Raw genomic sequence first — 23305 nt, 5'->3', positions numbered from 1 at the left:
CATGACCGCCCGGGACGCCCCGCGGGGGCCGTTCCGGTGGAATGGCCCCCGCGGGGCGGCGCGTCGCCGTGACGGGCCGTCGGACGACGGGCCGTCAGGCGGACGTACGGGCGGACGTCAGGCGAACTTCGCCTTGCCCGGGCCCTCCTCGACAAAGCTGCGCATGCCGGTCTCGCGGTCGGCGGTGGCGAACAGCGCGGAGAACCAAGTGCGTTCGAGGGCGAGGCCGGTGTCGATGTCGGTCTCCAGGCCCTGGTCGACCGCCTCCTTGGCGGCGCGCAGCGCCACCGCCGGGCCCTGGGCGAGCTTCGCCGCCCAGGCGTGCGCCTGCGCGTACACCTCGGCGGCCGGGACGACCCGGTCGACCAGGCCGAGGGTCAGCGCCTCGTCGGCCTTCACCATCCGGCCGGTGAAGATGAGGTCCTTGGCGCGGGACGGGCCGATCAGGCGGGAGAGGCGCTGGGTGCCGCCGGCGCCGGGGATCAGGCCGAGCAGGATCTCGGGCTGGCCGAGCTTCGCGTTGTCGGCGGCGATCCGGTAGTCGGCGCAGAGGGCGAGCTCGCAGCCGCCGCCGAGCGCGTACCCGGTGACGGCGGCGACGACCGGCTTGGGGATGCGGGCGACGGCGGTGAAGGAGTCCTGCAGGGCGCGGGACCGCTCGACCATGGCCACGTGGTCCATGACCTGCATCTCCTTGATGTCCGCGCCGGCCGCGAAGACCTTCTCGCCGCCGTAGAGGACGACGGCCCGCACGTCGTCGCGGTCGGTGGCCTCCTGGGCCAGCTCGCGCAGCCGGTCCTGGGTGGCGATGTCCAGGGCGTTCATCGGCGGGCGGTCGAGGCGGATCGTGCCGACGCCGTCGGCGACTTCGAGGTTCACAGTCATGGGAAGAGGTTAGTGGCCGTTAACGGAAGCGGGCCCGGTGCCGTTGCTCACAGAGCGGCGGCACCGGGCCCGGCCGGACGGCGCGGATCAGGCGATCCACTCCTCCCAGCTCATGTTCCAGCCGTTCAGGCCGTTGTCCGGCTTGATCTGCTTGTCCTTGGAGTTCTTCACGACGACGACGTCGCCGATGAGCGAGCTGTCGTAGAACCAGGCGGCGGGGGTGGAGCTGTCGCCCGCGCCCCGGGTGTCGGAGAGGCCGACGCAGCCGTGGCTGACGTTCTGCGAGCCGAAGGTGGACTTCGGGGCCCAGTAGTTGCCGTGCACGAAGGTGCCGGAGGTCGACAGGCGCATGGCGTGCGGCACGTCCTTGATGTCGTACTCGCCGCCGAAGCCGACGGTGGCCCCGTTCATGCGGGTCACCTTGTACTTCTCGCTGATGACCATCTGGCCGTTGTACGTGGTCGTGGACGGGGCGCCGGCGGTGATCGGCAGCGTCTTGACGATCTTCCCGTCGCGCTCGACCTTCATGGTCTTGGCGCTCGCGTCGACCGTGGACACCTGGCGGCGGCCGATGGTGAAGGAGTACGACTTCTTCTGCTTGCCGTAGACGCCCGGGCGGCCCTCGACGCCGTCCAGGTTGAGCTCGACGGTGACCTTCGTCCCGGCCTTCCAGTACTCCTTCGGGCGGAAGTCGAGGCGGTCGTTGCCGAACCAGTGGCCCTGGATGTCGACGGCCGGCACGGCCGTCACCTTGATGGCCTTCTCCACGGCCTCGGGGTCGGTGATGCCCCGGGTGAAGTTGATGGAGACCGGCATGCCGACGCCGACGGTCGTGTTCGCCTCGGGCGTGTAGTGGCCGATGAAGGTGTTCTTCGGGACCAGGGTGCTGAAGGTGGTGTCCTTGGCGGACTCCCGGCCCTCGGCGTCCTTCGCGACGGCGTGGACCTTGTACTGGGTGCCGGCGGACAGGTGGGTCAGCGGCTCCCAGCTCGCGCCGTCCGCCGAGATCTTCCCCTCGACCGGGTCGCCGCCCTCGGTGTCGGTGACCGTCACCGTGGTCAGGGTGCCCTGCTCGGCGGTCACCTTGAGGGACCCGCTGGTGGCGACCGCGTCGGCGCCGTCCTTGGGCAGGATGGTCACGACCGCCTGCGAGGCGGCGTTGTCGGGGGCCGCGGTCCCCTGGCCGGAGCCCTTGGCCCCGGCCCCGTCGGCCGTCTTCGACGGCTCCTCGCCGCCACAGGCGGTCAGGACGAGGAGCAGCGTCCCCGTGGCCAGGGCGCCGAGGCGCAGCCCCCGCCGCCGCGCCGACGTCCCCGATATCGGCTGCCCGTTCACTATGGTCTTCTCCCCTCGCACGACCCGGCCGCCGGCCGGGCCCCACCCCCGTGCGCACGTCCCGCGCACGGCGCTAGATAATCACACCGGAAGACACGAAAGTTCCACGTGAATGTCACCGTTCAGTCCCAGTCGGGACGGGCCGGAGGCGCGCGGGGAGCGGCGCGCGTCCGGCCCTCGTGCCGGGGCGGGTCAGCGGAGCGCCGAACCGGCCTTCCAGGCCGCCCAGTCCAGGTTCCAGCCGCCGAGGCCGTTGTCCGGGGCGACCTTCCGGTCCTTCGAGTTGACCACCTCGACGACGTCGCCGATCAGGCTGCGGTCGAAGAACCAGCCGGCCGGGGTGTCGGAGCCGCCGCCCTTCACGTCCCGCAGCCCCACGCAGCCGTGGCTGACGTTGGCCGAGCCGAAGGTCGCGGGGTCGGCCCAGTAGTTGCCGTGGATGAAGGTGCCCGACTCGGTGAGCCGCATGGCGTGCGGCACGTCCTTGATGTCGTACTCGCCGCCGAAGCCGACCGTGGCGCCGTTCATCCGGGTCACGTCGTACAGCTCGGTCACCACCATCTTGCCGTTGTACGTGGTGGTCTTCGGCGCGCCCGCGGTGATCGGCAGGGTGGCGAGCAGCCGCCCGTCCCGCCGCACCTCCATGGTGTGGGCGGCGGCGTCGACCAGGGAGACCTGGGAGCGGCCGACGGTGAAGCCGACCGTCTTGCGCTGGATGCCGTAGACGCCGGGGGCGCCCTCGACGTCCCGGAGCGCCAGCTCGACCGTCACTTTCGTGCCGGGCGCCCAGTACGCGGCGGGCCGGAAGTCCAGCCGCTCCTTGCCGAACCAGTGGCCGGAGATCTCGACCGGCGGGTCGGCGGTGACCCGGATGGCCCGCTCGACCGCGGCCCGGTTCTCGACGGGGCGGCTGAAGCCGAAGGAGACGATCATCCCGGCGCCGACAGTGGAACGGTTCTCCGGCGTGAAGTAGCCGATGAACCGGCTCTCCGGCACCACCGTGGTGAAGGTGGTGTGCCGGGCCGAGCGGCGCCCGTGCGCGTCCAGCGCGACCGCGTCCACGCTGTACTTCGCGGCCAGCGCCAGCCGGGTGCCGCCGGCCGGCCGCCAGCGCAGCCCGTCGGCGGAGACGGCACCCGGGACGGCGGAGCGGCGCCCGTCCGCCACCTGGGTCACGGTCACCCGTTCGAGCCGCCCGCTGTCCACCCGTACCTCCAGCGGACCGTCCGCGGGCACCCCGCGGCTGCCGTCCTCCGGGCTGACCCGGATCACGTCCCCGGGGGCCCTCGCCTTGCCGGGAAGGCCCAGGCCGACGCCTCCTTCCCGGTCCGATCCGGTGCAGCCGGCGAGACCCACGAGGAGCCCCGCCACCGCGAGGAGTTGTCCGGCCCGTACCCATACACGTGTCACGCGTGGCCCAACGACGACCCCCCTCCAGGGGAAACGTCCATGCGGGCCATGTTGGGGGGACCCCGGCGCGGGAAGAACAGGGGAGTACGACCGGGAGTACACGAGGGTGCGGGAGGACGCGCGGGGGCCGGGGCCGGGACGCCTCCGCCCCGGCACGCGGGCCCGCCGGAGCCGCGGGAGGCCAGGGCGGTGTCGAGCGCAGCCGAACAGCAGGCGGTACCGGAGCGGGCCCCGGGACGGCCCGCGCCCCCGGTGTGGCCGGGGGCGCCCACGCCTCTCGGGGCGCGGTGCCGGACCGGCCCCGACGGGACCCGGGGCACCAACTTCGCCCTCTGGGCGGCCGGGGCGGAGGCCGTCGAGCTCTGCCTCTTCGCGCCGGACGGCACCGAGACCCGGCTGCCGCTGACCGAGCTCACCCATGAGATCTGGCACGGCTTCGTGCCGGGCGTCGGCCCCGGGCAGCGGTACGGCTACCGGGTGCACGGCCGCTGGGACCCGTGGACCGGCGCCCGCTGGAACCCGGCGAAGCTGCTCCTCGACCCGTACGCGCGGGCCGTCGACGGCGACTTCCGGCTGCCGCCGGAGGTGTACGGGCACGTCCGGGACTGGCCGCAGCAGCACGTCGCCGACACCGTCCGCGACGAGCGGGACTCCGCCCCGTACGTCCCCAAGGGCGTCGTCGTGCGGGACGACGACGACTGGTCCGACGACCGCAGGCCCAAGACGCCGTGGCAGGACTCCGTCATCTACGAGCTGCACGTGAAGGGCTTCACCGCCCGGCACCCCGGCATCCCCGAACGTCTCCGGGGCACCTACGCGGGGCTCGCTCACCCGGCCGCGGTCGACCACCTGGTGCAGCTCGGGGTGACGGCGGTCGAACTGCTGCCGGTCCACCAGTTCGCCCACGAGGACCACCTGCTGCGGCGCGGCCTCACCAACTACTGGGGCTACAACTCGATCGGCTACTTCGCCCCGCACGCCGGCTACTCGTCGTCCGGCACCACAGGGCAGCAGGTCGGCGAGTTCAAGCGGATGGTGCGGGCGCTGCACGCGGCCGGCATCGAGGTCATCCTCGACGTGGTCTACAACCACACCGCGGAGGCCGGCGAACTGGGCCCCACGCTCTCCCTGAAGGGCATCGACAACCGCGGCTACTACCGCCTCCAGTCCGACGCCCGCCGGTACGCCGACTACACCGGCTGCGGCAACACCCTGCACGTCGTCCAGCCGCAGGTGCTGCGGCTCATCACCGACTCGCTGCGCTACTGGGTCACCGAGATGGGCGTCGACGGCTTCCGCTTCGACCTGGCGGCGGCGCTCGCCCGCTCCATGCACGACGTCGACATGCTCTCCCCGTTCCTGGCCGTCATCGCCCAGGACCCCGTGCTGCGCCGGGTGAAGCTCATCGCCGAACCGTGGGACGTCGGCAACGGCGGCTACCAGGTGGGCGCCTTCCCGCCGCTGTGGACCGAATGGAACGACCGCTACCGGGACGCCGTACGGGACTTCTGGCGCGGCGCCCTGCCGGACGTGCGCGACCTCGGCTACCGGCTCTCCGGCTCCAGCGACCTGTACGCCTGGGGCGGCCGGCGCCCGTACGCCTCCGTCAACTTCGTCACCGCCCACGACGGCTTCACCCTCCGCGACCTCGTCACGTACGAGCGCAAGCACAACGAGGCCAACGGCGAGGGCAACCGGGACGGCACCCACGACAACCGCTCCTGGAACTGCGGCGCGGAGGGCGAGACCGACGACCCGGAGGTGAACGCGCTCCGGCTGCGCCAGCTCCGCAACCTGCTCACCACGCTGCTGCTCTCCACCGGGGTCCCGATGCTCGTCGCCGGGGACGAGATGGGCCGCACGCAGGGCGGCAACAACAACGCGTACTGCCAGGACAACGAGACCAGCTGGCTGGACTGGTCGCTGCCGGACGACCCCGGCCGCGCCCAGCTCCTCGCCCTCACCCGGCGGCTCCTCGCGCTGCGCCACCGCCACCCGGTGCTGCGCCGCCGCGCCTTCTTCTCGGGCCGCCCGCAGGGCGCGGACGGGCTGCGGGACCTGGCGTGGTTCGGCCCGTCCGGCACCGAGATGACCGAGCAGGACTGGTACGCCCCGTCGGCCACGCTCGCGCTCTACCTCTCCGGCCGCGACATACCGGGCCGGGACGAGCGCGGTGAGCAGATCCTGGACGACAGCTTCCTCGCCGTCCTCCACGCGGGCCACCGCCCCCTGGACTTCCGCCTCCCGGGCCCGCCCTGGGCCCAGACCTACGAACGCGTCCTCGACACGTCCCTCGACGACCAGACCACCCCCCCGGCCACCCTCCACCCGGGCGGCTCGGTCCTGGAGGTGGGGGCGCGGTCGGTGGTGCTGCTGCGGGTGGTGGGGTGAGGGACCGGGCGGGCGGCGGAGGGTTCAGCGGAGGCTGACGTAGCAGGTGACGTCGCCCTCGACGAGGGTGCCGTCGCTCCCGCTGAACGGGAAGGCGAACCGCTCGTCGCCCGCGACCCGGTACGTGCCCGCGGGCCGCGCGTCCGCCGTCCAGGCGGCCGGCGCCGCGCGGAAGTCCTCGCCGCAGCGCTCGTCCGCGAGCCGCCCCGCCCGCGCCTCGCGGTCCTCGTCCTCGATGGGCTCGTCGATCCGGTGCTGCCCGACGACCCTCAGGTCGGCGCCGCGCCCGCAGGGGACGACGCGGACGAGGTCGGGGGTGTCCAGGCCGGTGTCCCCGGACGCGCACGCCCCCGGCTCGACCTCGTCGAACGGCGTGAGCACCGTCCGGGCGGCAGCCGACCGCTCGGTCGCGGGGACGAGCGCGGCGACCGGCCCGCCGTGCCCGGTGAGGGCGAGGTCGACCCGGAGGCCGGTCAGCCCGCGCAGCGTCCCCGCCCGGTGCAGCTCCTTCACCAGCGGGCCGAAGTCGGCCTCGGCGCGCACGAGCCGGCCCTCCCGGTCGAGGTCGACGACGACGGTCTGCGCGGAGCCGGCCCCGTCCAGCCGCGCGGCGACGGCGGCGGGCAGCGCGCTCTGCGCCGTCAGCCCGTCGACCTGCGTCCGGTAGCGGTGTCCACCGTCGGGCCGTACCTCGTGGTCGAGGGCGGTGGAGACCTTCAGCGTCTCGGCGAGGGTGCGTCCCCACGGGGCGGCGCCGCCCGCCAGTCCGAGGACGCCATCGGCCCGTTCGGCGAACTTCTTGGGGTCGGAGGCGGCGTACCGGAGCCAGACCCCGTCCGCTGGACGGTAGGCGACCTCGTTCCCCTCGACGGCGTACGCGCGCCGGTCGCTCCGGCCGGGCGTGAGTCCGAGGACGTCCGCGACCGCGGCCGGAAAGCCGGACGGCACCTGACGGGTCCGTTCCGCACGGGCGGCGCCCTTAGCCCAGTCGAGGACGCCGGTCGTCCGTTCCACGGCGCTTCCGCCGGAGGTGACGTAGGTGACGGTGGCGGTGAAGCGGGCCGTGCCGCTGTCCGCGAGCACCTCGCCCGCGGCGGCGGGCTGCTTCCGGACGGGCCGTTCGAGGACGGACGGCCGCGTCGGGGAGGCGCTCGCGCCCTCTCCCCCGGAGCCCCCCGTCTCCCCCGCGCCGCTCCCGCAGCCGGCGACGGCGACGGCGAGCAGTGGCAGCGCGACGACCGCCGCGCGGAGTCTGTGCCGGGTCCTCATGTGTGTCTCCCACCCCTGGTGCCTGTACTGGCCAGGGATCCTACGGGCGTGGCCGAAAATCGGATGAGGGGTGTCAGGGGTGAACCGTAGGGTCGGGGCTGATGCCCGAGAACACCGCCACCCCTGAGTCCGTGCCCGGTCGCCGTTCGGCCGTGCGGGTGCTGCTGCGGCTGTGGCCGTATCTGCGGCCCGTGCGCGGGCGGTTCTTCACCGCCGCGTTCGTCGCGGTCGTCGCCTCCTGTCTGTCGCTCGTCATCCCGCTGGTGCTCAAGTGGCTGGTGGACGGGCCGGTCGCGGCGCGGGATCCGGGCGGGGTGTGGCTGGGGGCGCTGTACCTGCTGCTGCTCGGGGTCGCCGAGGCCGGGCTGTTCGGGCTGCGGCGGTGGCTGGTGGCGCGTCCGCTGTCCTCGGTGGAGGCGCGGATGCGGCGGGACCTGTACGGGCGGCTGCAGCGGCTGCCGATCGCCTTCCACGACCGGTGGGCGTCCGGGCAGCTGCTGTCGCGCGGCACCACGGACCTGATGATCCTGCGGATGTTCCTGGCCTTCCCGCTGACGTTCCTGATCGTGAACGCGGTGACGATCGTGGCGGGTTGTGTCCTGCTGCTGGCCCAGGACTGGCCGCTCGGGCTGGTGCTGCTGACGCCGGTGGTGCCGGTGGTGGTGCTGTGCTCGTACTTCGAGCGGCGGTACGGGGTGGTGGCGCGGCGGGCGCAGGACCAGGTGGGCGATCTGACGACCGTGGTGGAGGAGAGCGTCCTCGGCATCCGGATCGTCAAGGGCTTCGGCCGGCACCGCAGCCAGGCGGACGCCTTCCGCCGGCTCGCGGAACTGCTGCGCTCCACGGAGCTGTCCAAGGCGCGGCTGCTGGCCACGATCTGGGCGCTGATCACGGTCCTGCCGGAGCTGGCGATCGGCGCCGCGCTGGTGCTGGGTTCGGTGCGGGTCGCGGACGGCGGGCTGTCGGCGGGCACCCTGGTGGCGTTCCTGTCGACGGCGCTGGCGCTGCGCTGGCCGGTGGAGTCGATCGGCTTCCTGCTGGCGATGAGCCAGGAGGCGGTGACGGCGACGGAACGGTACTTCGAGGTGATGGACGCCGAGGAGGAGCGGGACGCGCCCGGCCCGGCGGCGGTGCCGGGGGCCGCCGACGGGCTGCGCTTCGAGGGCGTGTCGTTCCGCTTCCCGGACGCGCCGGACGGCGCGCCGCCCGTGCTCGACGGCATCGACCTGCACGTGCGGCCGGGCGAGACGCTGGCGCTGGTCGGCGCGACCGGTTCCGGAAAGACGACGCTGACCGCGCTGGTGCCGCGGCTGCACGAGGCGACCGGGGGGCGGATCCTGCTGGACGGCGAGGACGTCGCGCTGATGGAGCGGGAGCGGCTGCGGTCGCTGGTGTCGGTGGCCTTCGAGGAGCCGACGCTGTTCTCGGCGAGCGTCGGCGAGAACGTGCTGATGGGCGCGGACGCGGCGGCCGGGGCGCCGGAGCTGGAGCGGGCGCTGGCGATCGCGCAGGCGGACGGTTTCGTCGGGCGGCTTCCGGAGGGGGCCGCGACCCGGGTCGGCGAGCAGGGGCTGAGCCTGTCGGGCGGTCAGCGGCAGCGGCTCGCGCTGGCCCGGGCGGTGGTCGGCCGGCCGCGCTTCCTGGTGCTCGACGACCCGCTGTCGGCGCTGGACGTGCACACCGAGGCGCGGGTGGAGGCGGCCCTGCGCGAGGTGCTGAAGGAGACGACGGCGCTGGTCGTGGCGCACCGGCCGTCGACGGTGATGCTGGCCGACCGGGTGGCGCTGCTGTCCGGTGGCCGGATCGCGGCGGTCGGCACCCATCAGGAGCTGCTGCGGAGCAGCGCCGAGTACGCGTGGCTGATGTCGGGCGAGAAGGACGGGGAGCGATGACGGACACCACGCTCGTACAGCCGGAGGAGGAGCGGGACGGGCCGGCGGGACGCGAGGAGCCGGCCGCCGCCGGTGACCCGTTCGACCGGGACGACCTGCCGGCGCCGCGCGGCGCGACCGGCGCGCTGCTGCGTTCGCTGCTGGCCGCGCACCGGATCCGGGTGGCGGTGGCGGCGCTGGTGCTGCTGGTGAAGGAGGCGGCGGTCCAGGCGGGCCCGCTGCTGGTGGCGTACGCGATCGACCGCGGCGTGCCGGCCTTCCGGGCCGGGGACCACGGGCCGCTGCTCGCGGTGGCGGTCGGCTACCTGCTGTGCGCGGTGGGCGCGGGCGCGCTCCAGTACGCGTTCGTGCGGGGCGCGGCGCGGATCAACCAGGACGTGCTGCTGGACCTGCGGGGGCGGATCTTCCGGCACGCGCAGGTGCTGAGCGTGGACTTCCACGAGCGGTACACCTCGGGGCGGCTGATCTCGCGGTCGACGACGGACGTGGAGTCGCTGCGGGAGCTGCTGTCGGAGGGGCTGCAGGAGCTGATCGGGGTGGTGCTGTCGTTCGTGTCGATCGCGCTGGTGCTGCTCTGGCTGGACCTGGGGATCGGCGCGGTGGCGGTGGCCTCGTTCGGGCCGCTGTACCTGCTGGTGCGGAGCTACCGGCGGCGGGCGGGCGCGGTGTTCGCGGAGCGGTCGACGGCGATCGCCGGGGTGATCGTGAAGTTCGCGGAGACGATGAACGGGATCCGGCCGGTGCGGGCCTTCCGCCGGGAGCGGGTCAACGACGCGGAGTTCGCGGGGCTCAACCGCCGGCACGAGCGGAGCAACGGCGACGCGCTGCTGGAGATGGCCCGTTACGTGGTGGGCTCGCGGCTGGTGGCGAACACGGCGGTGGCCGGGATGTGCCTGTGGGGTGCCTACCGGGTCGCGGACGGTTCGCTGGAGCTGGGCGTGCTCGCGGCGGCGGTGCTGTACGTGCGGCGGCTGTACGACCCGATCGACCGGCTCGGGATGTTCCTCAACTCGTACGAGTCGGCGGCGGCGTCGCTGGCGAAGATCGCGGGGCTGCTGGCGCAGGAGCCGGGGGTGCCGGAGGCGGCGGCGCCGCGGGAGCTGCCGGAGCGGGCGGGGTCGGCGCCGGGCCGCGAGGTGGTCTTCGACGGGGTGCGGTTCGCGTACCGGACGGGCGGCGAGGTGCTGCCCCGCTTCTCCCTGCGGATCCCGGCGGGGCAGACGGTGGCGGTGGTCGGCGCGACCGGCGCGGGCAAGTCGACGCTGGCGAAGCTGCTGGCCCGTTTCTACGACCCGACGGACGGCCGGGTGCTGCTGGACGGCGTGGACCTGCGCGATCTGGCCACGCCAGAGCTGCGGCGCGGGGTGGTGATGGTGACGCAGGAGGCGTTCCTGTTCTCCGGGACGATCGCGGAGAACATCGCGATCGGGCGGCCGGACGCCACCCGGGAGGAGATCGAGCAGGCGGCGAAGGCGATCGGCGCGCACGAGTTCGTCGCCGGGCTGCCGGACGGCTACGACACGGACGTACGGAAGCGGGGCGGCCGGATCTCGGCCGGTCAGCGCCAGCTGGTCGCCTTCGCGCGGGCGCTGCTCGCGGACCCGGCGGTGCTGATCCTGGACGAGGCGACGAGCTCGCTGGACGTACCGGGCGAGCGGGCGGTGCAGCACGCGATGGACACGGTCCTGGCGGGCCGTACGGCGCTGGTCATCGCGCACCGCCTGTCCACGGTCGAGGTCGCGGACCGGGTCCTGGTGATGGAGGCGGGCCGGATCGTCGAGGACGGCGCCCCGGCCGACCTGGTCGGCGGCGAGGGCCGCTACGCGGGCCTCCACCGCGCCTGGCGCGACTCCCTGGCGGGCTGACGTACCGGAAGGGATGGTTCAGGACGGGGGTTTTCGGCCAACGGCCCGAGGGAGAGGGTCCGCGTCCGAAGGGCGGGACGGTGGGCGGTCCGGTGCGGCGGTGCCGGGCGGGCCGCGCGGCGTTTCCGCATGCCGAACGGGGTGGGGCGGCCGGCCCAAGATCGGTGAAACGTCCGGTTAACGAACCTGACCGTGCGCGCAGCGGACGACTTCCGGCCAACTTGTTGACGCGGTCCTGACAGATACCGGCGGTAGCTGCCAGTCTCTCCCCCGGTTCCTCGCAACCGCGTTCGCCGCATCACCCGATCGTGCGCCACCGCTCTGCTTGCTCCGCCCGGCCGCCCACCCAGCGGCCCGGTACCCCCCTCGCACAAGGAGTTCGCGTGAGATCCACTCCCAGTCGCCGTGCCACCGCGACCGGCGCGCTCGTCGCCGCAGCCGCCATGATCGCCGTCGGCGTCCAGACCGGCAGCGCCTCCGCCGACGACGAATGGCCCACCGCTCCGCGGGCGGCGGCCGCCCTCGGCAAGGTCAACCCGGGCAAGCTCCCCGCCGACCTCTCCCCCGCCGAGCGCACCGCGCTGATCAAGGCCGCCGACGCCGGCAAGGCCGAGACGGCGAAGGAACTGGGCCTCGGCAGCCAGGAGAAGCTCGTCGTCCGGGACGTGGTCCAGGACCGCGACGGCACCACCCACACCCGCTACGAGCGCACCTACGCGGGCCTGCCCGTCCTCGGCGGCGACCTGGTCGTCGCCGAGACGAAGGCCGGCGCCACCACCGGCGTCTCCAAGGCGTCCCGCGCGGAGCTGAAGAACGTCGACCTCACCGCCACCGTCGCCCCCGCCGCCGCGGAGAAGCAGGCCCTCGGCCGCGCCGCCGCCGAGGGGTCGAAGGCCACCGACACCGAGCGCGCCCCGCGCAAGGTCGTCTGGATGGGCCAGAGCGGCGCCCCGGTCCTCGCGTACGAGACCGTCGTCGGCGGCCTCCAGCACGACGGCACGCCGAACGAGCTGCACGTCGTCACCGACGCCAAGTCCGGCGCCAAGCTGTACGAGTGGCAGGCCGTGCACACCGGCACCGGCAACACCCAGTACAGCGGCCAGGTCACGCTCGGCACCGCGCCCTCGTACACGCTGACCGACACCGCCCGCGGCAACCACAAGACGTACAACCTCAACCGCGGCACCTCCGGCACCGGGACGCTGTTCTCCGGCGCGGACGACATCTGGGGCGACGGCACGCCGTCCAACCTGGAGACGGCCGGCGCCGACGCCCACTACGGCGCCGCGCTCACCTGGGACTACTACAAGAACGTGCACGGCCGCAGCGGCATCCGCGGCGACGGCGTCGGCGCGTACTCCCGGGTCCACTACGGCAACGCCTACGTCAACGCGTTCTGGCAGGACTCCTGCTTCTGCATGACGTACGGCGACGGCTCGGGCAACACCAAGCCGCTGACCTCCATCGACGTGGCCGCCCACGAGATGACGCACGGCCTGACCTCGTCCACGGCCAAGCTCGTCTACAGCGGCGAGTCCGGCGGCCTCAACGAGGCCACCTCCGACATCATCGCGGCGGCCGTCGAGTTCTACGCCAACAACCCGAAGGACCCGGGCGACTACCTCGTCGGCGAGAAGATCGACATCCGCGGCAACGGCACCCCGCTGCGCTACATGGACAAGCCCAGCAAGGACGGCTCGTCCAAGGACTCCTGGTACTCGGGCATCGGCTCCATCGACGTCCACTACTCCTCGGGCCCGGCGAACCACTTCTTCTACCTGCTCTCCGAGGGCAGCGGCGTCAAGACCGTCAACGGCGTGACGTACGACTCGCCGACCTCCGACGGCCTCCCGGTCACCGGCATCGGCATCGACAAGGCCCGGATGATCTGGTTCAAGGCGCTCACCACCAAGTGGACCTCGTCCACCAACTACGCGGGCGCCCGCACCGGAACGGTCGCCGCCGCCGAGGAGCTGTACGGCGCCGGCAGCCCCGAGGCCCTCGCCGTGCAGCACGCCTGGGCCGCCGTCAACGTCGGCACCCGCCCCGGCACCACCCCGCCCACCGGCACGGTCTTCGAGAACACCGCCGACGTCTCCGTCCCGGACAACGGCGCCGCGGTGACCTCCTCGGTGACCGTCACCGGCCGCACCGGCAACGCGCCGAGCAACCTGTCCGTCGGCGTGGACATCGTCCACACCTACATCGGCGACCTGATCGTCGACCTCGTGGCCCCCGACGGCTCGGTCTACAACCTGCACAACCGCACCGGCGGCAGCGCCGACAACATCAGCCAGACCTACACCGTCAACGCCTCGTCCGAGGTGGCCAACGGCGTCTGGAAGCTCCGCGTCCAGGACCGCGCCTCCATCGACACCGGCTACATCAACAGCTTCAAGCTGACCTTCCCGTAAGGGACGGACGGGCACGGCCCACGCACCCGGCGGACGCCCGGAGGGACCCTTCCCTCCGGGCGTCCGCCCGTTCACCCCAGCTCGTCCCGGGAGACCAGCCGGCCGGCCGTGAAGCACAGGCGGTAGACCGGGCGCTCCGCGAACACCGTCGCCCGGTAGTACCGGCACTCGTCCACCCCCGCCGGCTCCGCCGGCAGCCCCGCGGGCAGCCGCTCCAGCGCGTGGTCCGGCAGGTCCTCCACGATCTCCGCGTACGGCTGCCCGACCAGCAGCCGCGCGTAGTTGTCCGGCTCCAGGTACGAGCGGGACTGCGTCCACACCGCGACGCCCGCCGTCAGCACCGCCAGCGCCGCCAGCAGCGCCAGCGGGATCCAGATCGCCCGCACCAGGTCCGCGCGCACCCGCCGCCGGGCCCGGTCCAGCTCCCGGGCCGAGGTCGGCGCGGCCGGCACCGCCGCCGGCGCCCGCCGGGGCAGCACCGCGGCCAGCGCGAACCCGCCGCCCGGCACCGGCCCGTGGGTCAGCGTGCCGCCCGCGAGCCGCACCCGCTCGTCGAGCCCGACAAGACCGGACCCGCCCGAGGCGGCCGGCTCGGCACCGGCACCCGGCCCGTTCTCCACCCGTACCGTCACCCGCTCGCCGGCCTCCCGTACCTCGACCGCGACGGCCGCGCCCGGGGCGTGCCGGGCCGCGTTCGTCAGCCCCTCCTGCACCACCCGGTGCAGCGCCCGGCCCGGCATCCCCGGCAGCTCCGGCACCGCGCCGGACAGCGTCACGTCGAGGCCCGAGGCCCGCGCCCGGTCCACCAGGTCGCCGACCGTCTCGCCCGCCGGGGCCGTCGGGGCCCCCGCGCCCTCCTCGCGCAGCACCCCGATGACGTCCCGCAGCCGCTCGGTCGCCTCCGCCGCCGCCCGCCGCAGCTCCCCCGCCGCCCGCTGCTGCTCCGGCCCGAGCGCCGGATCGACCTCCAGGACGCCCGCGCGCACCGCGATCAGCGCCAGGTCGTGGCCGAGCGAGTCGTGCATGTCGCCGGCGATGCGGGACCGCTCCCGCAGCCGCTCCCGGTCGGCGACCGCCGCCTGCTCGCGCTCCATCCGGTCCGCCAGCTCCCAGCCGCTGCGCACCAGCCGGTCGTACTGGCGCACGTACCGGCCGACCAGCCAGGGCGCCACGATCGCCAGCGCGAGCGCGAGCAGCAGGGTGAACCAGGGGCCGAGCGAGGTGCCGGTGAGCCGGGTGAGCAGCAGTCCCACCGCCGCCACGCCGCCGAACAGCCACAGCGAGCCGCGGGTGTGGTCCTGCCGGCGCCCGGCGAGGTAGCCGAAGGCGACCAGGGCGAGGCTGTACGAGGGGGTGAACAGCTCCAGCGAGGCCGGCAGGCTGGCCGCGCAGGTGATCGCGAGCGGCAGCAGCGGCCACCGGCGGCTGACGGCGACGCAGCCGCCGAGGACGGTGACGCCGGCGGCGACCTGGAACCAGGAGCCGCCGTCGGCCGGGTCGGAGCGCAGCAGCACCGGGACGGAGAGCAGCAGCCACAGCGCCAGGTCGAAGAGGCGGCGGCGGGCCGGGGAGGTCTCAGGCACCGGGCGGTTCCTCCGCCACCAGACCGGCCTCGTGGGCGAGGACCGCGAGCTGGACGCGGTTGCGCAGGCCGAGCCGGCCCAGGACCGCGCTCACGTGCGCCTTGACGGTGCCCTCGACGACGTGCATCCGGGCGGCGATCTCCTGGTTGGAGCAGCCGGCCGCGAGCAGGGCGACGACCTCGCGTTCGCGGCCGGTGAGCGGGGCGAGCCGGGCGCGGGCGTCGGCCGTGCGGCTCAGCCGCTCGCCGCCGAGGGTGTCGATGACCCGGCGGGCGACGGCGGGCGACAGCGCGGCGCCGCCGGCGGCGACCGCGCGCACCCCGGCGATCAGTTCGCGGGGGTCGCCGGACTTGAGGAGGAAGCCGCCGACGCCGCCGCCGAGGGCGCGGGCGATGTAGTCGTCCTCGGAGAAGGTGGTGAGCATGACGACGGCCGTGTCCGGGAGGGCGCGGCGGAGCGCGTCGGCGGCGGCGAGGCCGTCGAGGCGGGGCATCCGGATGTCGAGGAGGGCCACGTCGGGCCGGTGGCGGCGGGCCAGCTCGACGGCCTCGTGGCCGTCGCCGGCCTCGGCGACCACCTCGATGCCCGGGTCGGTGGTGAGGATGGCCCGCACGCCGGCCCGGATCATCGCCTCGTCGTCGGCGAGCAGCACCCTGATCATGCGCTCCAGCGTAGGCGGACGCGGCGCGCGGCCGGGAGCCGGCGGCCACGCCCGGGGCGGGCGTGGCCGTGACGGGACCGGACCGGGTGGCCGCTAGCGGAGGAGCACTCCGGCGACCTCGGCGGCCGGGTCCTCCGGCAGGGCGACGAGGCCGAGCTCGGCGGGGTGGGCGAGGCGCGGGTGGGCGGGCAGCACCCGGACGGTGCAGCCGAAGGGGCCGGTGCGGTCGAGCTCCAGGGTGCCCGCGTACGGCTGCCGGCCCTCCAGGTCGGGTCCGCCGGCCGGTTTGAGGGTGACGGTGCGGGTGGCGCCGAGGGTGTCGTCGGCGTCCACCCGGCCGGTGACAGCCTGCACCTCGACGTCGTCGGGGGTGAGGCCGCCGAGCGCGACGCGGACCCGGACCGCGGGGGTGGCGCCCAGTTCGGCGCCGTCCTCGGCGAGGTCGTCGCCGATCTCCACGTGGTCGACGGAGACGCCGGGCCAGGCCGCCCGGACCCGCGCCTTCCAGGCGGCGAGCTCCCGGGCCCGGTCGGGGGTGAGGGCGCGCCGGGCCGCGGCGGCGGGGACGTACAGCCGCTCCACGTACTCCTGGACCATGCGGTCGGCGAGCACCTTGGGGCCGAGGTCGGCGAGGGTGCGGCGGACCATGGCGGTCCAGGCGGCGGGGACGCCGTCGGGGCCGCGGTCGTAGAAGCGGGGGGCGACGCGGCGCTCGATCAGCTCGTAGAGGGCGGCGGCCTCCAGGTCGTCGCGGCGCTCCTCGTCGTCGGCGGCGGCGCCGTCGGCGGTGGGGATCGCCCAGCCGAACTCGGGCGCGAACCACTCGTCCCACCAGCCGTCGAGGACGGAGAGGTTGAGGCACCCGTTGAGGGCGGCCTTCATGCCGCTGGTGCCGCACGCCTCCAGGGGGCGCAGCGGGTTGTTGAGCCAGACGTCGCAGCCGGGGTAGAGGCCGCGGGCCATCTCCATGCCGTAGTCGGGCAGGAAGACGATCCGGTGCCGGACGCGCGGGTCGTCGGCGAAGCGGACCAGCTCCTGGACGAGCCTCTTGCCGCCGTCGTCGGCCGGGTGGGCCTTGCCGGCGACGACCAGCTGCACGGGCCGCTCGGGGTGGAGCAGCAGGGAGCGCAGCCGTTCCTTGTCGCGGAGCATCAGGGTGAGCCGCTTGTACGAGGGGACCCGGCGGGCGAAGCCGATGGTGAGGACGTCGGGGTCGAGGACGGAGTCGGTCCAGCCGAGTTCGGCGGCGGCGGCGCCGCGCTGCCGCCAGGAGGCCCGGACCCGGTCGCGGACGTCGGCGACGAGCCGGGCGCGGAGGGTGCGGCGCAGCTCCCACAGCTCGGCGTCGGAGGCGTCGGGGCCGAGGCGGGTGACCTCGGGGGCGGTCCAGGTGGGGGCGTGGACGCCGTTGGTGACGGAGGTGATGGGCACCTCGTCGGCGTCGAAGCCGGGCCAGAGTCCGGCGAACATCTCGCGGCTGACGGTGCCGTGGAGGGTGGAGACGCCGTTGGCGCGCTGGGCGAGGCGCAGGCCCATGGCGGCCATGTTGAAGACGCCGGGGTCGCCGCCGAGCGGGGTCTCGTCGCCGAGGGCGAGGACGCGGGCGGTGTCGAGGCCGGGCAGGACGCCGTCGTCGCCGAGGTGGCGGGCGACGAGTTCGCGGTCGAAGCGGTCGATGCCGGCCGGGACGGGGGTGTGGGTGGTGAAGACGGTGCCGGCCCGGACGGTCTCCAGCGCGGCGTCGAAGTCGAGCCCGAGGCACTGGAGTTCGCGGATGCGTTCGAGGCCGAGGAAGCCGGCGTGGCCCTCGTTGGTGTGGAACACCTCGGGTTCGGGGTGGCCGGTGAGCCGGCAGTAGGTGCGGACGGCGCGGACGCCGCCGATGCCGAGCAGCATCTCCTGGAGGAGCCGGTGCTCGCTGCCGCCGCCGTAGAGCCGGTCGGTGACGGACCGCTCGCCGGGGGCGTTCTCCTCGACGTCGGAGTCGAGCATGAGCAGCGGTACGCGGCCGACCTGGGCGATCCACAGGTGGGCGTGGAGGCTGCGGCCGCCGGGCAGGGCGAGGGTGATCCGGGCGGGGGTGCCGTCGGGCTCGCGGAGCGGGCTGACGGGCAGCTCGCCGGGGTCGAGGACGGGGTACTGCTCCTGCTGCCAGCCGTCGCGGCCGAGGGACTGCCGGAAGTAGCCGTGCCGGTAGAGGAGTCCGACGCCGATGAGGGGGACGCCGAGGTCGCTGGCGGACTTGAGGTGGTCGCCGGCGAGGATGCCGAGCCCGCCGGAGTACTGGGGCAGGGCGGCGGCGACGCCGAACTCGGGCGAGAAGTACGCGAGGGCGGCGGGCCCGTCGGCGGAGCCGCGCTCCTGGTACCAGCGGGGCCGGTCGAGGTAGGCGTCGAGGTCGTCGGCGGCGGCGGCGAGCCGGGCGAGGAAGTCCGGGTCGGCGGCGAGCGCGGCGAGCCGGGGCTTCTCCAGGGCGCCGAGGACGCGGACGGGGTCGGCGCCCCGGAGCCCGTCGGTGGCGAGGGAGTCGAAGAGGGCGCGGGTCGGTTCGTGCCAGGACCAGCGCAGGTTGCGCGCCAGGGCGGCGAGGGGTCGAAGGGTGTCGGGGAGGACAGGACGGACGGTGAATCGACGGATTGCCTTCACGTGTCCCACCTTCGCAGGCCGGTGACGGTACGGAGTGGACGCACCACGCTGTGCGTCCGGCGTGCCGCACCGAGCGTAGGGGCTCGGCCGCCGCCGGGCCACGGTGCCTCGGGCTCAGGTCCGGCGGGGTGCGGTGGCCCGGTACTCCCCCGGGGTGAGGCCGTAGGCGGTGCGGAAGGCGAGGTGGAAGCCGACGCGGCTGCGGTAGCCGACGCGGGCGGGCACGGCGGACTGCGGGAGCCCGGTCTCCGCGAGGAGCCGGGCGGCCTCCCGTATCCGGCGGGCGGCCAGGTGGCGGGCCGGGGAGGTGCCGACGGCGGCGCGGAAGGCGGCGGTGAAGGCGGAGCGGGACATGCCGGCCTCGCGGGCCAGGGTGACGACGGTCCACGGTTCGGCGTAGCGGTGCTCGATGGCGGCGGCGGCGCGGGCGAGGCCGGGGTGGGGGTGCGGGCCGTCCGGCGGCGGGGGCGCGGCGGCGAGGTCGAGGGCCGCCTCCAGGACGCGCAGGCCGAGCAGCCGGTCGCCGGGGCCGGGCCGGCGGCCGGGGGCGGCGAGCAGGGCGAGGGTGTCGCGGAGCAGCGGGTCGGCGGCCACCCGCCGCCGGTCGAGCCGCAGCGCCCGCGGCAGCGCGGCGACGCCTCCGGGCAGTCCCCGGCGCGCGTACCCGACGCGGACGGTCAGCACCCGCACCCCGTCGGATTCGGCCACGGTGACGCCGCCGGCGGGCGGGGGCTGGGCCGGTGGCGGGCCGGGGCTGAGGTGGTGGGGGGCGCCGTGCGGGAGGAGGGCGAGGTCTCCGGCGGCGAGGTCGAGGGGGCGGAGGCCCGTCGCGGCGAGCCGGCAGCGTCCGGCGAGGACGTGGTGGAGGACGGCCCGCGCGCCGCCGGTCTCGGTCTGCATGGGAGCTGCCGCCTTCCGCACCGGGTGAACGACGGACCGTCAGCGTAGCGAGCGGGGCGGCGGATCGGGCCGGGTCGCGGGGGCCGGGCGGGTTTCGTGTCCGGCACGCGTCTTGTCCGGCCCCCTACGCCCTAGTAGTTAACAAAGGGCCGGATTGCCCGCCCGGGAAGCTGGGCAAGGCTTCCCCCGGTACCCCCGAATCCGTCTCCCCCGTACCCGTCTTCATCCCTGTGGGCCCGCCATCCGAGTGAACGCGGAGGGGCGCGGCGATGCCCGCCTCCCCGCGGCCTCCGGCGCGGCTAGAAAGAGCGCACCACCACCCGCACCCCCGTAAACCGTCAGGTGATGCTGTGAATCCGCTCATGGGACGCATTCCCGTACTGGACGTCCGCCCAATGGTCGACTGCGGCCGGCGCCCCGCGAAGGCGGTGGTCGGCGAGACCTTCGAGGTGTCGGCGACCGTCTTCCGCGAGGGCCACGACGCGGTCGCCGCGAATGTCGTGCTGACCGGTCCGACCGGCCGGCCGGGGCCCTGGACCCCGATGCGCGAGCTGGCCGAGGGCTCCGACCGCTGGGGGGCCGAGGTCACCCCGGACGCCGAGGGCCTGTGGACGTACACCGTCGAGGCGTGGAGCGACCCGCTGGCGACGTGGCGCCACGCGGCGAAGATCAAGATCCCGGCCGGGATCGACTCCGAGCTCGTGCTCGCCGAGGGCGCGGAGCTGCACGAACGGGCCGCCAAGGGCGTCCCGAAGAAGGGCGGCGGCCGGGAGGCGGTGCTCGCGGCGGCGGACGCGCTGCGGGACGAGTCCCGGCCGGCCGCCGCCCGGCTCGCCGCGGCGCTGGCGCCGCAGGTGACCGGGGCGCTGGAGCGGCACCCGCTGCGCGAACTGGTCTCCGCCTCCCCGGCGTTCCCGCTGCGGGTGGAGCGGGAGCGGGCGCTGTTCGGCTCCTGGTACGAGTTCTTCCCGCGCTCGGAGGGCGTGCGGAAGGTGAAGGGCCGTACGGTGCCGGGGAACTTCCGCACCGCCGCCGAACGGCTTCCGGCCATCGCGGCGATGGGCTTCGACGTGGTCTACCTGCCGCCGATCCACCCGATCGGCGAGACCCACCGCAAGGGCCCCAACAACTCGCTGTCGGCGGCCCCGGAGGACGTGGGCGTGCCGTGGGCGATCGGTTCGCCGGAGGGCGGGCACGACGCGGTCCACCCGGACCTGGGCACGATCGAGGACTTCGACGCGTTCGTGGCCCGGGCCCGTGAGCTGCGCCTGGAGATCGCGCTGGACTTCGCGCTGCAGTGCTCGCCGGACCACCCGTGGGTGGAGAAGCACCCGGAGTGGTTCCACCACCGGCCGGACGGTTCGATCGCGTACGCGGAGAACCCGCCGAAGAAGTACCAGGACATCTACCCGATCGCGTTCGACAAGGACATGGACGGGATCGTCGCGGAGACCGTGCGGGTGCTGCGGCACTGGATGGACCACGGGGTGCGGATCTTCCGGGTGGACAACCCGCACACCAAGCCGGTGGTGTTCTGGGAGCGGGTGATCGGGGAGATCAACGCGCAGGACCCGGACGTGATCTTCCTGGCGGAGGCGTTCACCCGGCCGGCGATGATGCGGACGCTGGGCGCGATCGGCTTCCAGCAGTCGTACACGTACTTCACCTGGCGGAACACGAAGGACGAGCTGACCGAGTACCTGACGGAGCTGTCCGGGGACGTGGCCGCGCAGATGCGCCCGAACCTGTTCGTGAACACCCCGGACATCCTGCACGCGTACCTCCAGGAGGGGGGCCGCCCGGCCTTCGAGGCGCGCGCGGTGCTCGCGGCGACGCTGGCGCCCACCTGGGGGATCTACGCCGGGTACGAGCTGTGCGAGAACACCCCGCTGCGCCCGGGCAGCGAGGAGTACCTGGACTCGGAGAAGTACCAACTCCGGCCGCGTGACTGGGAGTCGGCGGAGCGCGCGGGCGCGACGATCACCCCGCTCATCACCGCGCTGAACCGGATCAGGCGCCGCAACCCGGCCCTGCGCCGGCTGCGGAACCTGACCTTCCACCAGGCGGACAACCCGCAGGTGATCGCGTACTCGAAGAAGTCGGGTTCGAACACCGTTCTGGTGGTCGTCAACCTCGACCCGCACCACACCCAGGAGGCGACGGTCTCGTTGAACATGCCGGAACTCGGCCTCGGCTGGCACGAGACCGTGCCGGTGCGCGACGAGCTCACCGGCGTCACCTACCACTGGGGCAGGAACGCCTACGTGCGCCTGGAACCGGGCGTCGCGCCCGCGCACGTGCTCGTCCTGCGACCGTCCCCGCAGACCGGAGGGTCACCCACCTCATGACTGTCAACGATCCCGTCCCCGACACCTTCGAGGACACCCCCGCCCAGGACCGCGACCCCGAGTGGTTCAAGCGGGCCGTCTTCTACGAGGTCCTCGTCCGGTCCTTCCAGGACAGCAACGGCGACGGCGTCGGCGACCTGAAGGGCATCACCTCCCGCCTGGACTACCTCCAGTGGCTCGGGGTGGACTGCCTGTGGCTGCCGCCGTTCTTCAAGTCGCCGCTGCGCGACGGCGGTTACGACGTCGCCGACTACACCTCGGTCCTTCCCGAGTTCGGCGACCTCGCCGACTTCGTGGAGTTCGTGGACGCGGCGCACCAGCGCGGGATGCGCGTGATCATCGACTTCGTCATGAACCACACCAGCGACCAGCACCCGTGGTTCCAGGAGTCGCGCAGCGACCCGGACGGCCCGTACGGCGACTACTACGTCTGGGCCGACGACGACAAGCAGTACCCGGACGCCCGGATCATCTTCGTCGACACGGAGACGTCCAACTGGACCTTCGACCCGGTCCGCAAGCAGTACTACTGGCACCGCTTCTTCTCGCACCAGCCGGACCTCAACTACGAGAACCCGGCGGTTCGGGAGGAGATCCTGTCGGCGCTGAAGTTCTGGCTGGACCTGGGGATCGACGGCTTCCGGCTGGACGCGGTGCCGTACCTGTACCAGCAGGAGGGCACCAACTGCGAGAACCTTCCGGCCACTCACGCCTTCCTGAAGGAGGTCCGGAAGGAGATCGACGCCCACTACCCGGACACGGTGCTGCTGGCCGAGGCCAACCAGTGGCCGGAGGACGTCGTCGACTACTTCGGCGACTTCCGCGCGGGCGGCGACGAGTGCCACATGGCCTTCCACTTCCCCGTCATGCCGCGGATCTTCATGGCCGTGCGGCGCGAGTCCCGGTATCCGGTCTCCGAGATCCTGGCGAAGACCCCGGAGATCCCCTCTGGCTGCCAGTGGGGCATCTTCCTCCGCAACCACGACGAGCTCACGCTCGAGATGGTCACGGACGAGGAGCGGGACTACATGTACGCCGAGTACGCCAAGGACCCGCGGATGCGGGCCAACATCGGCATCCGGCGCCGGCTCGCCCCGCTCCTCGACAACGACCGCAAGCAGATGGAGCTGTTCACCGCGCTGCTCTTCTCGCTGCCGGGCTCGCCGGTGCTGTACTACGGCGACGAGATCGGGATGGGCGACAACATCTGGCTCGGCGACCGGGACGGGGTGCGCACCCCGATGCAGTGGACCCCGGACCGGAACGCGGGCTTCTCCTCCTGCGACCCGGGCCGGCTCTACCTGCCGGCCATCATGGACCCGGTCCACGGCTACCAGGTGACCAACGTGGAGGCGGGGATGGCCTCGCCGTCCTCGCTGCTGCACTGGACCAAGCGCATGATCGAGATCCGGAAGCAGAACCGGGCCTTCGGCACGGGCACGTACACCGAACTCCCGGCGTCCAACCCGTCGGTGCTCGCCTTCCTCCGGGAGGACGCCGACGATCTGGTCCTCTGCGTCAACAACTTCTCACGCTTCGCACAGCCGACCGAACTCGATCTGCGGCGCTTCGCCGGGATGCGGCCGGTGGAGCTGATCGGCGGGGTGGAGTTCCCCGCCGTGGGTGAGCTGCCGTACCTGCTGACGCTGGCCGGTCACGGCTTCTACTGGTTCCGCATGAAGCGGAGTTGACGGAACATCAATTTC

At 73.8% G+C, this 23305-nt stretch carries 14 protein-coding genes; 6 read left to right on the top strand and 8 right to left on the bottom strand.

Annotation, left to right across the window (positions count from 1 at the left end):
- Positions 1-117: 117 nt before the first annotated feature.
- The 3 genes from ACFVQZ_RS09575 to ACFVQZ_RS09565 all read right to left on the bottom strand — a co-directional run bounded on the left by ACFVQZ_RS09575 (position 118) and on the right by ACFVQZ_RS09565 (position 3630).
- Positions 118-885 carry an enoyl-CoA hydratase/isomerase family protein gene (locus tag ACFVQZ_RS09575; RefSeq protein WP_383620839.1) on the bottom strand — a complete coding sequence of 256 codons (768 nt, stop codon included), beginning with the start codon at positions 883-885 and terminating at the stop codon, positions 118-120.
- A gap of 87 nt (positions 886-972) precedes the next feature.
- Positions 973-2220: an Ig-like domain-containing protein gene (locus ACFVQZ_RS09570; RefSeq protein ID WP_383620837.1), complete on the bottom strand. Its 1248-nt coding sequence runs from the start codon at positions 2218-2220 to the stop codon at positions 973-975.
- A 192-nt stretch (positions 2221-2412) separates the two neighbouring features.
- Positions 2413-3630: a L,D-transpeptidase gene (locus ACFVQZ_RS09565; RefSeq protein WP_030492535.1), complete on the bottom strand. Its 1218-nt coding sequence runs from the start codon at positions 3628-3630 to the stop codon at positions 2413-2415.
- Positions 3631-3819: 189 nt separating this feature from the next.
- Between ACFVQZ_RS09565 and glgX the strand changes: the two genes are divergently transcribed.
- Complete coding sequence (glgX, locus tag ACFVQZ_RS09560; RefSeq protein ID WP_383620835.1) at positions 3820-6021, top strand: glycogen debranching protein GlgX; 2202 nt, start codon at positions 3820-3822, stop codon at positions 6019-6021.
- A 24-nt stretch (positions 6022-6045) separates the two neighbouring features.
- On the opposite strand, the gene ACFVQZ_RS09555 is transcribed toward glgX, so the two are convergent.
- Positions 6046-7290, bottom strand: coding sequence for a hypothetical protein (locus ACFVQZ_RS09555; RefSeq protein ID WP_383620833.1), 1245 nt, complete (start codon positions 7288-7290; stop codon positions 6046-6048).
- Positions 7291-7391: 101 nt separating this feature from the next.
- Between ACFVQZ_RS09555 and ACFVQZ_RS09550 the strand changes: the two genes are divergently transcribed.
- The 3 genes from ACFVQZ_RS09550 (at position 7392) to ACFVQZ_RS09540 (ending at position 13461) form a co-directional block, all read left to right on the top strand.
- Positions 7392-9182 carry an ABC transporter ATP-binding protein gene (locus tag ACFVQZ_RS09550; RefSeq protein ID WP_051787376.1) on the top strand — a complete coding sequence of 597 codons (1791 nt, stop codon included), beginning with the start codon at positions 7392-7394 and terminating at the stop codon, positions 9180-9182.
- The gene (locus tag ACFVQZ_RS09545) at positions 9179-11047 is read left to right on the top strand and encodes an ABC transporter ATP-binding protein (protein ID WP_383620831.1); all 1869 of its coding nucleotides are present in this window, start codon (positions 9179-9181) and stop codon (positions 11045-11047) included. The genes ACFVQZ_RS09550 and ACFVQZ_RS09545 overlap by 4 nt, the downstream gene beginning before the upstream one ends.
- Positions 11048-11430: 383 nt before the next feature.
- Positions 11431-13461, top strand: coding sequence for a M4 family metallopeptidase (locus ACFVQZ_RS09540; protein WP_383620829.1), 2031 nt, complete (start codon positions 11431-11433; stop codon positions 13459-13461).
- Positions 13462-13532: 71 nt separating this feature from the next.
- On the opposite strand, the gene ACFVQZ_RS09535 is transcribed toward ACFVQZ_RS09540, so the two are convergent.
- The 4 genes from ACFVQZ_RS09535 to ACFVQZ_RS09520 form a co-directional block, all read right to left on the bottom strand.
- A complete protein-coding gene (locus ACFVQZ_RS09535; RefSeq protein WP_383620827.1) occupies positions 13533-15044 on the bottom strand; it encodes a sensor histidine kinase in 1512 nt (503 codons plus the stop codon).
- Positions 15037-15705 (bottom strand): response regulator transcription factor, encoded by a 669-nt coding sequence (locus tag ACFVQZ_RS09530; protein WP_383620825.1) that lies wholly within the window; start codon positions 15703-15705, stop codon positions 15037-15039. The genes ACFVQZ_RS09535 and ACFVQZ_RS09530 overlap by 8 nt, the downstream gene beginning before the upstream one ends.
- Before the next feature lie 93 nt (positions 15706-15798).
- The gene (gene glgP / locus ACFVQZ_RS09525) at positions 15799-18351 is read right to left on the bottom strand and encodes an alpha-glucan family phosphorylase (protein WP_030492542.1); all 2553 of its coding nucleotides are present in this window, start codon (positions 18349-18351) and stop codon (positions 15799-15801) included.
- Positions 18352-18465: 114 nt separating this feature from the next.
- A complete protein-coding gene (locus ACFVQZ_RS09520) occupies positions 18466-19272 on the bottom strand; it encodes an AraC family transcriptional regulator (RefSeq protein ID WP_321192359.1) in 807 nt (268 codons plus the stop codon).
- Between the two features lie 341 nt (positions 19273-19613).
- Between ACFVQZ_RS09520 and ACFVQZ_RS09515 the strand changes: the two genes are divergently transcribed.
- Both ACFVQZ_RS09515 and treS read left to right on the top strand, forming a co-directional pair.
- On the top strand, positions 19614-21599 hold the full coding sequence (locus ACFVQZ_RS09515) for an alpha-1,4-glucan--maltose-1-phosphate maltosyltransferase (protein WP_383620823.1): 1986 nt from the start codon (positions 19614-19616) through the stop codon (positions 21597-21599).
- Positions 21596-23290, top strand: a complete 1695-nt coding sequence (treS, locus tag ACFVQZ_RS09510) for a maltose alpha-D-glucosyltransferase (RefSeq protein WP_030492545.1) — start codon at positions 21596-21598, stop codon at positions 23288-23290. The genes ACFVQZ_RS09515 and treS overlap by 4 nt, the downstream gene beginning before the upstream one ends.
- Positions 23291-23305 lie beyond the last annotated feature (15 nt).

It is taken from the genome of Streptomyces sp. NPDC057854, assembly GCF_042797055.1.
GTDB lineage: Bacteria > Actinomycetota > Actinomycetes > Streptomycetales > Streptomycetaceae > Streptomyces.
This window is presented reverse-complemented; position numbering and strand designations above follow the sequence as displayed.